Raw genomic sequence first — 14,380 nt, 5'->3', positions numbered from 1 at the left:
TCGTGCTCCTCTCCAGGGGCAAGAGATCCGGTCGGCACGGAGCATGCGTCGCGGCAGGGTGAACCGACGGCCCGGAAGCGACATTCACCCGGGTGAAAGCCGTGGTCACGGGCGAACCCGCGTTGAGGACGGACACGCCCCTGAGCCATGCTGGGCCCATGCACAGCACAGACCCCGCCGGCCACGACACCGGCGGGCGCGGGAACAGGGCCATGACCGGGCCGCACCTGAGGGGGCGCGAACGCGAGGTCGCGGCCGCCCGTGAGGCACTGGACGTGGTGCGCGGCGGCCGGGGCACCGGCGTCGTCGTGGAGGGCGCGGCCGGCGTCGGCAAGAGCCGGTTCCTCGCCGAACTGGGCGAGATGACGAGGCGCTCCGGGTTCGACGTGGTCTCGGTGCGGGCCGACGAACTCGACCAGTTCGCGGCGGGAGCCGCCCTGCTGTCCGCCCTGCCGCCCTCCGACGGGTCCCACCGGGCCCTCGCGGCCGCCGACGACCAGCGGCTGTGGCTGCTGGACAGCATCGCGGACGCCTTGGAGGAGCGGGCCCAGCGCGCACCGGTGGCCGTGCTCGTGGACGACGCCCAGTGGGCCGACCCCGCCACCCTCTTCGCCCTGCGCACGCTGCCCCACCGACTGGCCGCCGCGCGGGTCCTGTGGGTACTGGCGCTCCGCTCGGACGCCGAGCGGCCGATCGTGGCCAGGGTCCGGGACGACCTCGAACGCCTCGGCGCCCGATGGCTCACCCTGGGCTCCCTGCCCCATCGGGAACTGCAGTACATCGCGGCCGACGTCCTCGGGGCACCGCCGCCACCCGCCCTGGCCAGACTCCTGCACGGCGTCGCGGGCAACCCCTTTCTCGCCATCGAACTCGTACGCGGCTTCGCCGACACCGACGCCGCGAGTACGGCAGCGGGCGAGACGGACCTCCTGCGCGACGGTATTCCCGTCAGCTTCCGCCGCAGTGTCGCCGCACGCGTCGACCGGCTCCCCGACGACGCCGTGCACCTGCTCCGGATCGGCTCCGTCCTCGGCCGTGAGTTCGACCTCGGTACGGCCGCCCGGATGATGGGCAGGCAGGTGGGCAGCCTGCTGTCGGGCGTCGACGCCGCCCTGAACGCCGACCTGCTCTCGGCCGACGGTCCACGCCTGGCCTTCCGTCACGACCTCACCCGGCAGGCGGTCCACGACCATCTGCCCCTGGCCGTACGCACCGCCCTGCACCGGGACGCGGCCGACCGCCTCCGTGACACCGGAGCGCGCCCGGCCGAGGTGGCCTGGCACGTCGTGATGTCGGGCGGCCCGGTCGACGACCAGTCCGTGACCACCCTGACCACCGCCGTGCGGGACATGTCGTCCTCGGCCCCCGACGCCGCCGCGGATCTCGCCCAGCGGATCGCCGGCCTGCTGCCGCCCAAGGACCGGCGCCGAATCGCCCTGCTGACCGACGCCGCCGAGTACCTCGGCCGCACCCGCCGGGTCCACGAGGCACTCGACCTGGTCGACGCCACGCTGCCGGAAGGCCTTGAGCCGGTGCAGGAAGCGCGGCTGCGTCTCGTGGCCGGCGAGATCCACCAGGCCGCCGGCGACGACGCCGCCGCGATGACCCACCTGCAAAAGGCCCTCGACCTGCCCGGGCTGCCCTCCGACCTGCGGGTGCGGCTGGCGAAGACCAAGGCGACGGGCCACGTCTACCTGGGTGACATCGCCGCCGCCGAGCTGACCGGCACCGGGTTGGTGGAGGCTTCGTACGGCAGCGACGATCCGGCCGTCGTCGTCAGCGCCATGGTGTTCCAGTCACAGGCGTTCTTCTACCGCGGCGACCTGGCCCGGGCCCTCGAACTCGCCGCGGAGGCCACCCGGCGCGCCGGCATCGAGCCCGCCGCCCTCTATCTGCGGCCCCCGCGGATTCCGGCACTGTGGCAGGCCACCGTGCTGACCGCCACCGACCGGCTCGCGGACACCGAGCGGACCCTGCGGGAGGGACAGCGCGAGGCGGAGTCGCTGGGCCTGGGCTGGTCATTGCCGCACTGGCACGCCGCCCGCGCCTGCGCGCTGCTCGAACAGGGAGCGCTGGACGACGCGGCGGTGGAGGCCGAGGCCAGCCTGGTGGTGGCGGACGAACTCGAGATCACCCTGACGAATCCACAAGCCCGTGCCGTCCTGGCACTGGTGGAGATCCGGCGCGGTGACCTCGCCAAGGCCGACGACCACCTCAGCGCCGCCGACACCGGCTCCGGCACACACGCCCAGCGGTACGGCCCCTGGGTGTCTCTGGCCCGCGCCTGCCTGGCGGACGCCGGGGGCGCACCCGGCGGAGCGGCGGCGCTGCTCGCGGAGAGCTTCGCGAGCCGGGAACCGGCGCGGCTGCTGGCACTTCCCCCGTCCCACTGGCCCGAGATCGTGCGCATCGCGCTCCGCGGCGGGAACCCGTCGCTCGCCCGGGCGGTGTCGGGCGCGCTGCTCGGCCTGGCCGCGCAGGACGAGAGCCGGCAGATCGTCGGGGCCGTCCGCGCCCATGTGGACGGCCTGCTCCACCACGACCGCGGCGCACTGGAGTCGGCCGTCACCGGCTACCGGAACACCGGCAGACCACTGGCGCGGGCGGCGGCCTCCGAGGACCTCGCCGAACTGATGGCCCGAACAGGCGAGACGGCGTCGGCGATCGAGTCCTTCGAAGAAGCGGGCCGTCTGGCGTCGGCCTCGGGAGCGGGGCGCGACCAGGAACGTGTCCGGGGGCGTCTGCGGCGGCTCGGCGTGCGTTCCGCCCCTGTGCGGACGCACACGGCCGGTCCCCAGGGATGGGAGGACCTGACCGAATCCGAGCGGAAGCTGATCCCGCTCGTCGTAGGCGGCCTCACGAACCGGGCCGTCGCCGACCGGCTCTACGTCTCCGTGCACACCGTCAACACCCACATGAAGCACATCTTCGCCAAGCTCGGCATCAACTCACGGGTCGAGCTGACGCGGTTGGCGATCGAGCGGGACGCCGGCGCCGAAGCGGCCGACTGACCGGTGCGGTGATCGCGGAGCTCGGTGACAGGGATCCCCCGCTCGCGTGACGTCCGATCCGGCTTCGGCGCCGCCGTGATGGCAGCAGCGGTGGCGGGGCCTTCGGCGCGGCGCTGTCACGCATCGGCACCGTCCGGGCGCGTGACCTCACCCGCGAGTTCCGGGGGCATGTCGGACAGCCGCCGTGAGCCTGCCGCAGACGGTCCGCGAACGACCGCGGTGCCCGCGCCGAGGAAGCCGCACTCCGTGCTCGCGTCATGTCGCGCGCCCTCGGCCGTCTCCGCGCTCGCTGCCGCGACAGGCCTACGCCGAGAGCGGGAGGAGACAGGGCAAGGCGCGGTGGTGTCCGCGTCGTACAGGCAGCGGCCTCCGTCGACGGCACGCTCTCCACTGCGCGCCCGGTACCGCCGAGTCGGCGGATTCGTTGCCGGCAGGGCCGACGGTCGGATGGCGTGTCGGGGAGAGGGCCGGCCGGCGCGGATCACAGCCGTGTGGCCGTGCGGATCAGCCCGGCGAGGGCGAGGGAGCGGCTGTGCGCGGGCCAGGCGATGTGGGTGACGACGGGCGGTGCGTCGGTCAGGGGCACGGCGGTGTGCTCGGCCCACAGCCAGGCGCGGGCGGAGTCGGGGAAGACGGCCATGGTGCGTCCGAGGGCGATCAGCTGGGCCAGCTGCGTCTGGTCGCGGACCTCGGGGCCCGGGCCCGGCGGGTACGCGCCGTGGCGGGGCCAGCGGGCGAGCGGAAGACCGGGGACGTCGCTGACGTCGGCCAGGGACAGAGTCCTGTGCGCGGCGAGGGGATGCCCGGTGGGCAGGATGGCGATCTGCCCCTCCGTCGCCAGTTCCTCACTGTCGAACCCGGCCAGGGAGTTGTACGGCGCGTGCATCAGCGCCACGTCGGCGCGGCCGTCCCGCAGCATCTCCTCCTGCTCACATGTACCGCTCGGCAGCACCTCGATCTCGGCGGCGTCAGGCTCGGCCGCGTAGGCGTCGAGGAGCTTCTGCAGCAGGCCGTGGAACGCGGCGGCCTTCACCGACAGCACCAGGCGGTTGCGGACGCCGCCCGGACTGTCGGCGCCACCGGCACGACGGGTGCGGCGCGCGGCGGCGGCGGTGGCGTCGAGAGCGGCGCGGCCCTCGTGCAGGAGAACCTCCCCGGCGCCGGTCAGGGAGACGCCGCGGCGGTTGCGTTCCAGCAGGCGGACACCGAGACGCCGTTCGAGCTGCTGGATCGCCCGGGAGAGCGGCGGCTGGGCGATGCCCAGACGGTCGGCGGCACGGCCGAAGTGCAGTTCCTCGGCGACGGCCGTGAAGTACCTCAGCTCGCGGGTCTCCAAGGTGTCCATGGTCACAACCTACCTCGGTGATACCCGCCGGGTATGACAGGCCACCGTGTCGGTATTGGATGCGTCGGCTGTCCGCGAGCGAACATCGACGGCATGAGCGAAACCCCGAACACCCCCTCCGCGTCGCTGCCCGGCGGCACCTGGACCCTGGGCGATCTGACCGTCACCCGCTTCGGCTACGGCGCCATGCAACTCGCCGGCCCCGGCGTCATGGGCCCTCCGGCCGACCGCGACGGCGCGCTCGCCGTCCTGCGTGAGGCGGCCGGCCTCGGGATCAGCCACGTCGACACCGCCGGCGCGTACGGACCACGTGTCACCAACCAGCTGATCCGTGAGGCGCTGCACCCCTATTCCGAATCGCTGCACATCGTGACCAAGGTCGGCGCGGTCCGCGACCAGCAGGGCGGCTGGGTCCTCGCCCGGCAGCCCGAGGACCTGCGCCGCGCCGTCCACGAGAACCTCGACGACCTCGGTCTCGACTCGCTCGACGTGGTCAATCTCCGGATCGGCGACGCTCAGGGCCTTCGGCCCGGCTCGCTCGCCGAGCCCTTCGAGACGCTCGTCGACCTCCAGGAGCAGGGTCTGATCCGGCATCTCGGAGTGAGTAACGCGACGGCGGAACAGATCGCCGAGGCCCAGACGATCGCGCCGATCGTGTGCGTGCAGAACATGTACAACCTCGCCCACCGCCAGGACGACGAGCTGATCGGCGAACTCGCCGACAAGGGCATCGCCTACGTGCCCTTCTTCCCGCTCGGCGGCTTCACCCCGCTGCAGTCCACGGCGCTCTCCGCCGTGGCCGCCCGACTGGACGCGGCGCCGATGTCGGTCGCCCTGGCCTGGCTCCTGCGGCGGTCGCCGAACATCCTGCTCATCCCGGGCACCTCGTCGGCGGCGCACCTGCGTGAGAACCTCGCCGGCGCGGCACTCCCGCTCTCCGACGAGGAACTCGCCGAGCTGGACAAGATCGGCCACTAGCAGGACGCGGCCCGGTACCCGGCGGGACGACGGGACAGCGGTGGTCTGAAGTCCCGACGCGGGCTTCATCGTCCGTGACCGAGGGGCGTGTTCACGCACGCTGCCGTGCGGTCGGGCTACGGGAGACGGCTCCTTCGCCCGCCGGAGCGTCCACCCGCCCGCGGAGCGCGGACGGGACGCGGACTCCGCCGGTGCCGGTCACCCCCGTTCGTCTGCCCGCTCCTTCCCCGGGTCGCGGCCGGCGTTCCGCCCCCGCGGCCCACGTGCTGCGGCCACGGACTGTCGCGGTCGCCTGGTGGGGGGAGACCGGAAGTGGTCTCCCCCCAAGCGTTCGCACGGAGTGCTCAGTTGGTACCGGGCAGGATGTGGAGGGTGACGGGCAGGTCGGTGCGGTCTCCGTCGCGGTCGATGCCGAGACGGCCGGTTGCCGCGGGGACGGTCTCGTCGCCGAGGGCGTAGAGCTGGTTGGTGACGTCGTAGCGGTTGGGGGTGTGGCCGTCGGTGTTGGCCGCGGCGGTGTGAATGGCTGTGGTGGCGGTCAGGACGGCGTCGTGGGCGAGCACGGGCCAGTAGCTCCCTGCGAGATGGCCGGCGGGGAAGTGCCGGCCGTGGTGGTCGGAGGTGAAGGCCTGGACGAACGCGGTGTACAGGCCGTGGTCGCGGTGGCGGGTGGCGGCGAGACCCGCGGGGGAGGGGAAGGACGCGTACATCAGGGTGATGGGGGCCTCGGGGTCGTGGAGAGCCCGCATCTTCGGGTCGAGTGCCGCCGCGTCGGATCCGGTGACCACGGTGATCGGTTTCTTGTAGCAGCTCCTGTGCCGGAGGGCTTCGAGGAAGGTGGGCAGGTACTTGGCCCGCGCGGCGTAGTACACGACGTCGACGCTCTCGGTGCCGCGGCAGAGGTTCTGGGAGATGCTGGGCATCGCGGCGTCGGCTCCGCCCTGCGGACTGAAGGGGAAGTCCGGCGAGTCGTCGTCCAGGTACTTGCTGAGGGACTTGATCGTGCGGAAGCCGTGGTCCAGCGACTTCGTGTAGAGGTCGCTGCCTCCGGTGGGGGTCACCTCGCTTCCGATCAGGGCGACCGTGTGCGGGCCCGTGTCGAGTTCCTTGCCGAGCGCGGTGAGCTGTTCCTTGTTCGGGATGGTGACGCGGACGAGCCCGTTGATCGGGCCGAGGCGGTCGATGGCGCCGGTGGTGTCGAATCCGTCCGCGGTGATGAGGTCCGCGACCATCGGGATGCCGGCCTTGCTCAACGACCGGGCGGCGTCGACGGATTGCTGCTGGCTCAGACCCATCCCGACCACGGCCACGAGACCCTTCTCCGCCTTGAGCCCGTCGACGGCGTGCTTCCACCGTTCCTCGCCGCTGCCCATGTTGGCCAGGACCAGACGGATCTTCGGACGGCTGTCGCTCTCGTTCGCCCGCTCGACGGCGGTGTACGCCCCTTCGATCTCGCCGACGAACTGGTCGAGCGTCAGATCCTTCTCCCTCCCCTTCGACGTCAGCGGTGCCAGGAACCCGATCGTCACGTACCTGCCGTTCCCCACCGTGTTCCCGTTCTCCGCGCCGAGAGCGGCCAGCACCGGCTCGAGACCGCTGCCGAAGACCCCGGGGCCGTCACTGCCGTCGCTCACGCCGGTGCACTCACCGGCTCGCAGGACGAGGTCCGCGTTCCGTGTACCGCAGTGCGTGCGTACGAACTCCTCGTGCGCACGCACCTGCCGATCGTGGACCTGCCGCGCGTGGACGTGGCGCGTGTGCACCTGCCACACGCCTACGGCCGCGACCAGCGACGCCGCTGCCATGGCGGCGCCGCAGGTGACAAGCCCCCCGCGGGTCCTCAGCCACCGGCCGGCCTGCCGCCACCGCACGCCGTCGCCCTCTCCGGGAGACCCGGACGGAGAGGTGTCGCCGACGACGCCGGGCTCCACCGGCGCTGTTCCCTTCCGGACCGCCTCCCAGGCCCGCTCCCACCGCTTCAGCCCCTCGCCCGCCACGGCGCAGGCAGCGACGTAGGCGGCCACGAAATCCCAGTCAGGGAGATCATCCGCCTTCAGTGTGGTGCTGACCGTCGGGGACGTGAGCCTCTTCGAACCCTGGCGGTCCGTCTCCTGCTCGAGCTGCTTCAGCGTGATGCCTTTGCGCTCACGTAAATCCTTGAGCGCCTGGCGGAACTCACGCTGATCCGCGATACGCAGCGGATCCGGAACCTGCTCTCCGGCATTTCCCGACTCCGCCTCGCTGTGGGCCTGTTGCGTCACTGAGCACCGCCCGGAGTGGTGCCGCTCAGACGCTGCTCGCTGAGCCAGGAGCCGATCTGGGCCGCGGCGGCGCCGGCGGCCATGACGATGCCGAGAGCGGTGGTGACGGACTGTCCGCTCGACACACAGACGATCACCACCACCAGAATCACGGTGAAGACGGTGATCCGGTGTCCGGACGTGAGAGTTGTCCCGCACAGAACCTGAGGTGCGGGTGCGGGCTGCGGGTGCGTCCCTCGACAAAGGCGCAGAGACATGACGGGATACCTGCCTTCCTGGGCGCGGCACATGTGCCGACACGAGAGCTCCGCCTCCGGTTACCGGCCGTGATGCGGAGCGAGGTGACTGGTGCCTACCTTTTTGTCTCCGCCGAAATAAGACAACCCAATCGACGGCATCGGAAATAAACCGAACAATCACGCTCACATAGTGGATCGTTCTTTAATTTTCCGTTCGCTCAACGGGCTCGTTCCAAGCACGCGCCAGGCCACCTCCTGCCCGCCCCGGTCCTTCCGTGGGTGCTCCCTGTCCTGGCGGGTGGCTGCGCCGAAGGGGCGACCGCGGTTTCCGAACGTCCGCGCTGACCTGCCCGTACGGTCCTCAGCCCGTTCGGAACGCCTGGTGGATCTTGCGACCGAGGCGTGGGGGTGGTCACCTGGTGCCATACGGCTACGGCCGCACCCCGAAGATGCCGACCCGCCTTCCTGGGCACAAGAACGCATCGGACAGGGAACAGAGGGGGCTCCTGTTACCGGCAGGAGCCCCCTCGCCCTTCTCGAAGCCGTATTGCGTCCTCCCGGTCGGCGCTTTCGGGGACATTCGGTTGCGGGAGATTTCGTGAGGTGATTTCCGGCGGTGACGTGATGCCGCGGTGAAGACGATTTCTGTTCGACTCGGAGCCGGGCGGGCGGCCCGATAATCGCGTCGTGTCGGGTTCGACTGTTTTGAACGGTGGCGCAACGGCAGAGGCGACCGAAATCACAGCCGGAAGCGCAGCCGAAATCACAGCCGAAATCACAGCCGGAAGCGCAGCTGAAATCGCGACCCTCGAAATACGGCGGGCCGTGCGCTGGGCGCCTGCGCCAGGTCGGGCTCTGTGCGGGATGCCCGTGACGGACGTGGCGGTACGGTCCTGGGGACCCCTTGCGCATCTGGTGCATGGCGGCGCGGCAGGCGCAGTGGGGGACTGACGTTCCCTTCAAAAGTGCCCGTGGGTAGGCCGGTTGCGCTGGCTCAGCCGGTGAGCGGCCCCGGCCTCGCGGCGGCCCAGGACGGGCCCGGCCCCCGGTGCCGGCGCCCGGCCCCGGGTTCGATGCCGCAGACCTTGTGTCCGCCCCTTGACGGTGCTGGTCCGGTCGATGTGGCGAGCGGAGGTGCGTCTGGCCGTGTGGGATCCCGCACCCGGCCGGGGCTGCCCCGTTCTCCTCGCCGCCCCGTGGCTCCCCGGCGCGTCCGGGCGCCATGAACGCACTGTGGGGCAGTGGAGATCTGCACGTGAGCGCAGGGCGATGACGAGGCGTGCGACGAGATGGTTGGAGCGTCAACCGGTAGCGCGGGCCGATCGCGCCGCCGGGGAAGTCGCCTTCGCGGTGCCGTGTGGCGGCGTCCTCGGCGTGGCGCGCTTCGAGGGGGCGGGTGATCGGCTCGGGCTGTGTGTCCGGGGGCGGGCGGGGTGATGGTGCGGGGCTGGTCGTCCCGTGTGACGGGTCCTTCGGGTGGTGCGTGGTTCAGACGGTGGGAGTGGTGCCGCCGTCGATGACGTGTTCGGCGCCGACGATGGCCGAGGCGCGGTCGGAGACGAGGAAGGCGACCAGCTCGGCGACTTCCTCGGGCCGGTTCGGGCGGCCGAGGGGAATGCCGCCGAGGGAATCCATGAGTCGCCCCAGCGCCGCCTCCTGGGTGATATCGGCCTCGCCCGCGATGCGGGCGATCAGATTGTCGGCGGCGGTGGTCTGGATGAAGCCCGGTGAGACGGTGTTGACGCGGACACCGTTCGGGGCCACCTCGTTGGCCAGGCCCTTGCTGTACGTGGTCAGGGCGGCTTTGGCCGCCGCGTAGGCGAGGGTGCCGTTCCACAGCGGCATGCGGCGCTGGATCGAGGTGACGTGCACGATCGCACCACTGCCGGCCTCGATCATGCCGGGCAGCAGGCCACGGTCGAGGCGGACGGCGGCCATCAGGTTGGTGTTCAGCTCGGTGGCCCAGTCGTCCTCTCCGAGTGCCGCGAATCCTCCCGCGGGTGCCTCGGAACCGCCGAGGGTGTGGACGAGGATGTCGACGCCTCCGAGGCGGGCCTCCACCGCGGTGACCACTGCGGCGGCACCGCTCGCCGTGGACAGGTCGGCCGCGACGAAGGTCTTCTCCTCGACGTGGTCGGGACGGCTGCGGGCGGTGACGAGCACCGTCGCGCCGGCTTCGGTGAGGCGCCGGGCGATAGCGGCTCCGGTGCCCTTCGTGCCGCCGGTGACCAGGGCGCGGCGCCCTGCGAGGGATTCGTTGAGGGGGGTGGTCACGGTGTCGTCCGTTTCCGGGTGCGGGCCTGCGCCGCCCCTATGATGACTGCGAGAATAGAAGCTACTGACTTCGACTTTAGCAGTAACTGAGGGAAGGGCGCGCATCGGCGAGTGGGATCAGATGACCAGACCGGAGCGCGTCGGGAGTGCCCGCTGTCCGCGACGGTGCGGCCCTTCGGTGAGGGGTGGACGTCGCTGATCCTCCACGAGCCTCCGCCGGAGGGACGGATCATGATCCTCGTCCTCGCCGGCAGCGGCGGGCCGGTCGAGCGCGTGGTTGTCGATGCCCAAACCGGCCGCCGACTTCGACGACCGCGACGAGTACGTCTTCACAGCGGGCGCTACGGCCGACGGGCCGGGGCGGCTGCCTCTCGGTAGAGGCAGCCGATCCCGACCCGGTCACTGTCCTGTCGCTGATCGTGGATCGTGTCGTCTATTTCGGGTCGCGGTCGAACTGTGTCTTCGACCAGCGGTGTCCGAGGATGCTGAGGGCGAGGCACCAGGTGAGGGCGATCCACCAGTTGTTGCCGATCTGGGTGCCGAGGAGGAGTCCGCGGAGGGTTTCGATGGCGGGGGTGAAGGGCTGGTACTGGGCGATGGGCTGGAACCAGCCGGGCATGGAGTGCAGGGGTACGAAGGCGCTGGAGATGAGGGGCAGCAGGATCAGTGGCATGGCGTTGTTGCTGGCGGCCTCGGCGTTGGGGCTGCTCATGCCCATGCCGACCGCGATCCAGGTGAAGGCCGTGGCGAAGAGGGTGAGGAGGGCGAGGGCGGCGAGCCATTCCAGGGCGGTGGCGTCGGTGGAGCGGAAGCCCATGGCGGCGGCGACGGCGGCGACGAGGACGACGCTGATGAGTGCTTGCAGGACGCTGCCGACGACGTGTCCGAACAGGACGGATCCGCGGTGGATGGCCATGGTGCGGAAGCGGGCGATGATGCCCTCGTTCATGTCGGTGGCGACGGACACGGCGGTGCCGACCACGGTGGAGCCGATGGTCATGAGCAGGATGCCGGGGACGATGTAGGCGATGTAGGCGGAGCGGCCCGTGCCGCCGCTCATGGTGTCGCCGAAGATGTAGACGAACAGCAGGAGCAGCATGACGGGGGTGAGCAGCAGGTTGAGGGTGAGGGAGGGGTAGCGGCGGGCGTGGAGGAGGTTGCGGCGCAGCATGGTGGACGAGTCGCGTACGGCGAGGGAGAGGGAGTTCATCGCAGGGCCTCCTTGGGCTGGTTCGGCTCGTTGGGCTGGTTCGGCTGGTTGGGCTGGTTGGGCTGGTTGGGTACGTCGGTGGTGCCGGTGAGGGCGAAGAAGACGTCGTCGAGGTCGGGGGTGTGCACGGTGAGTTCGTCGGCTTCGATGCCGGCGGTGTCCAGTCGGTCGAGGAGGGCGCGCAGTTCGTGCTGGGTGCCGTTGTTGGGGATCTGCAGGGCGAGGGCCTGGTCGTCGCGGACGGTGTCGCCGAGGGTGAGGGTGGCGGAGCGGTAGGCGGCGGGGTCGGTGAAGCGCAGGCGGACGTGTCCGCCGGGGATGAGGCGTTTGAGTTCCTCGGCGGTGCCTTCGGCGGCGGTCTTCCCGTTGTTCAGGACGGCGATGCGGTCGGCGAGTTCGTCGGCCTCCTCGAGGTACTGGGTGGTGAGGAAGACGGTGGTGCCGGTGGTGACGAGTTCGCGGATGATCTGCCACATGGTGTGGCGGGAGCGTGGGTCGAGGCCGGTGGTGGGCTCGTCGAGGAAGATGACGCGGGGGGCGCCGACCAGGGTCATCGCGATGTCCAGGCGGCGTTTCATGCCGCCGGAGTAGGTGGAGGCCGGCTTCTTCGCGGCCTGGACCAGGTCGAAGCGTTCCAGGAGTGCGGCGGTGGTGCGCCGGCCCTCGGTCTTGGACAGGTGGTGCAGGTCGGCCATGAGGAGCATGTTCTCCTCGCCGGTGATCAGTCCGTCGACGGCGGAGAACTGTCCCGTCACACCGATCGCGGCGCGTACGCCCTGCGCGTCGGTGGTCAGGTCGTGGCCCGCGACCTGGGCCTGGCCGCCGTCGGCGGTGATGAGGGTCGAGAGGATCTTGACGACGGTCGTCTTGCCCGCCCCGTTCGGGCCGAGCAGAGCGAACACGGTTCCGGCCGGAATGTAGAGGTCGACGCCGTCGAGGACGGTCTTGTCACCGTAGGACTTGCGCAGTCCTACGGCGGAGATGGCCGCCGGTGCCGGCTGTCCACCGTTCCGAATGGATGTGTGCATGACAGATGAAGGCACGGAGCCCTCCCTTTCGAAGGCGTGACGAGCGGTGAAGTGTTCGCGGCTGCGGGGGTGGCGGCGGCGGTTCAGGCCCGGGGGCGGCGGATGTCGATGTTGCCGTAGCGGGTGCGTGCTTTGACCTCGACCGTCTCCTCGGACGCGTCAGGGCTGTCGGACGGGGTGAGGGCGTTGTGGACCTGCCCGTTGCCCGAGCTGACGTCGAGCCAGGCGGCCGTGCCCTTGCGGATGCCGATCTCGATGGCGCCGTAGGAGGTTTCCAGCTGGACGGTGCCACGGGCCACGTCGCCGACGCGCAGGGTGCCGTGGGCGGTGGTGGCGGTGACCGAGCTCTCGGCGCGCTGGATGTCGATGTCGCCGTTGGCGCCGCTCACCCGCAGCTCGCCGACCGCGGTCCCGACGCTCGTGGTGCCGTGCGAGTTCTTCAGAACGGCGGGCCCCTCGATGGTGCCGACGCGCAGGCTGCCGGAGCTGGTGGTGATCTCGGCCAGGCCCTCGACCTGGTCCACGGTGATCGAGCCGTGTGAGGCGGTCAGCTGCAGGGGGCCTGTCGCATCCAGGCGGACGTCACCGGCCGACGTCTTCACCCGGACCTCGCCGAGCCGCCCTTCGCCGAGCACCTGGGTCCAGGACCCGGTCGTCTCCACACGCGAGCCGGTGGGGAGTTCGACCGTCACATCGACGCTGCCGGTGGGCCCGACGAGGTAGCGACCCTTGGGCGTCCTGATGGTCAGCACGCCGCCCGTGTAGGTGACCTCCGTCTGTTCGGCGACCCGCACGTCCTTGTCCTTCTTCGGATCGCGAGGCCGCACCTCGACGACCGTGTCGGGGCGGTCGCTCGCGGAGAACTGGATGGAACCGGCGGCCACGTTGGCGGTGACCGAGATCGGCTGGGGAGTGTCGAAAGAAGGCATGGTTGTCCCGTCCTCTTGGGTGTTCGTGGCGTCCCCGCTGGTGGGACGTGGTGTGGTGACGTGCGGTGGCCGGGTCCGGTCAGCGGACCCAGCCCGTGAAGTTCTGTCCGACGGTGCGGGTGGTACGGGCCTTCTCCGTCGTCGCATGTGACGGGCTGCCGCCGTCGACCGCGGCCGACACCGCCCGCACCAGCCACGCGTTGACCGACAGGCCCTCGCGGCCGGCGGCCTCCTCGGCGCGCGCCTTCAGATGGGCGGGCAGGCGCAGGTTGACCCGCGCGGTGCCGCCCTCGTCGCCCTCGACGGGAGCCGAGGTCCTGTGCGCTTCGAAGGACGGGGCCGGCTCCGCGGGGCCCGTGTCGGCGGGCGGACGTGTCACGACGAAGTCGGGGTCGAGCCCGCGCAGCCGTACGTCGACCGAGCCGGGGGCGAGGTCGCGGGTGATCTCGTCCATCGCGGCGGAGAGCACGTTGAGCATCGTCAGCCGGGTCGCCGACTCCAGCGGGGCGGTCAGTCTCTCGGCCAGCTCGCGCGCCTCCTGACCGCCGGCCTCGGCGGCCACCGCGAGTTCGCGGCGGAGGGTGTCGACATACGGGGTGAGGTCCATGACTCGATGATGGCACCACTATGGCGCCAAACGCAAGCCTGAATGGCACCATCCTTGGAGGATCCTGACCGTCCAACACGCCCACCTGCGTAAATGCGCGTCGGGCCGGCCTGTCCTTGTGGCGTCACCCATGCTCGATATGCCTACTCCGTGGGTGGTGTGGCGTCGGATACCGCCTTTTGGCGCCGTACGGTGCCATGCGGTGCCACGCGGTGCCATGCGACGCCAGGTAGTACCGGCTGCGGGAAGAAGGGGACCACTCCCGCAGGTGCGTGCCGGGCGGCGGCCACCCGCTCCGGCACCGTGGTCTCGCGTACGTATGTGTCGATCGGCCGGCCGAGGGCGCGCCGCTCCGAGGCGAGCGGGCCGAGCGGAAAGTCAGGACAGCCGGCCACACGCGTCACCGTCCCGAGGCGAAGCGGCCGCCGTACGGGTGTCGCACACGGAGGCCGGATCCGTGATGCTTCGGCCCCGGTGGGCCCCGGAACTCGCCGTACG

The 14,380-nt window shown here is 71.1% G+C and carries 10 protein-coding genes; 2 read left to right on the top strand and 8 right to left on the bottom strand.

All coding sequences use genetic code 11. The features are described 5' to 3' along the window. Positions 1–158: 158 nt before the first annotated feature. Complete coding sequence (locus GFH48_RS02500; protein WP_153286655.1) at positions 159–3,011, top strand: helix-turn-helix transcriptional regulator; 2,853 nt, start codon at positions 159–161, stop codon at positions 3,009–3,011. A 481-nt stretch (positions 3,012–3,492) separates the two neighbouring features. Here GFH48_RS02500 and GFH48_RS02495 read toward each other — a convergent pair whose 3' ends face one another. Continuing rightward, positions 3,493–4,356 (bottom strand): LysR family transcriptional regulator, encoded by an 864-nt coding sequence (locus GFH48_RS02495; protein ID WP_153286654.1) that lies wholly within the window; start codon positions 4,354–4,356, stop codon positions 3,493–3,495. A gap of 93 nt (positions 4,357–4,449) precedes the next feature. Here GFH48_RS02495 and GFH48_RS02490 point away from each other — a divergent pair, with 93 nt between their 5' ends. Further along, a complete protein-coding gene (locus GFH48_RS02490; protein WP_153286653.1) occupies positions 4,450–5,334 on the top strand; it encodes an oxidoreductase in 885 nt (294 codons plus the stop codon). Between the two features lie 344 nt (positions 5,335–5,678). Here the strand turns inward: GFH48_RS02490 and GFH48_RS02485 are convergent, their stop codons facing one another. The 7 genes from GFH48_RS02485 to GFH48_RS02455 form a co-directional block, all read right to left on the bottom strand. After that, a complete protein-coding gene (locus tag GFH48_RS02485) occupies positions 5,679–7,595 on the bottom strand; it encodes a type 1 periplasmic-binding domain-containing protein (protein WP_153286652.1) in 1,917 nt (638 codons plus the stop codon). Then, the gene (locus GFH48_RS02480) at positions 7,592–7,747 is read right to left on the bottom strand and encodes a hypothetical protein (protein WP_153286651.1); all 156 of its coding nucleotides are present in this window, start codon (positions 7,745–7,747) and stop codon (positions 7,592–7,594) included. Before GFH48_RS02480 ends, GFH48_RS02485 begins: the two co-directional genes overlap by 4 nt. A gap of 1,575 nt (positions 7,748–9,322) precedes the next feature. After that, positions 9,323–10,108: an SDR family oxidoreductase gene (locus GFH48_RS02475; RefSeq protein WP_228120276.1), complete on the bottom strand. Its 786-nt coding sequence runs from the start codon at positions 10,106–10,108 to the stop codon at positions 9,323–9,325. Positions 10,109–10,541: 433 nt separating this feature from the next. Then, a complete protein-coding gene (locus GFH48_RS02470; RefSeq protein ID WP_153286649.1) occupies positions 10,542–11,318 on the bottom strand; it encodes an ABC transporter permease in 777 nt (258 codons plus the stop codon). Then, positions 11,315–12,346: an ATP-binding cassette domain-containing protein gene (locus GFH48_RS02465; protein ID WP_153286648.1), complete on the bottom strand. Its 1,032-nt coding sequence runs from the start codon at positions 12,344–12,346 to the stop codon at positions 11,315–11,317. Before GFH48_RS02465 ends, GFH48_RS02470 begins: the two co-directional genes overlap by 4 nt. An 83-nt stretch (positions 12,347–12,429) precedes the next feature. Beyond that, positions 12,430–13,275, bottom strand: coding sequence for a DUF4097 family beta strand repeat-containing protein (locus GFH48_RS02460; protein ID WP_153286647.1), 846 nt, complete (start codon positions 13,273–13,275; stop codon positions 12,430–12,432). A 79-nt stretch (positions 13,276–13,354) separates the two neighbouring features. After that, positions 13,355–13,882 carry a hypothetical protein gene (locus GFH48_RS02455; RefSeq protein WP_153286646.1) on the bottom strand — a complete coding sequence of 176 codons (528 nt, stop codon included), beginning with the start codon at positions 13,880–13,882 and terminating at the stop codon, positions 13,355–13,357. Positions 13,883–14,380: the final 498 nt, after the last annotated feature.

This window comes from Streptomyces fagopyri (genome assembly GCF_009498275.1).
In the GTDB taxonomy this organism is placed as follows: domain Bacteria; phylum Actinomycetota; class Actinomycetes; order Streptomycetales; family Streptomycetaceae; genus Streptomyces; species Streptomyces fagopyri.
The sequence above is the reverse complement of the archived record's forward strand: the minus strand, read 5'-3'. Positions and strand labels throughout refer to the sequence as shown.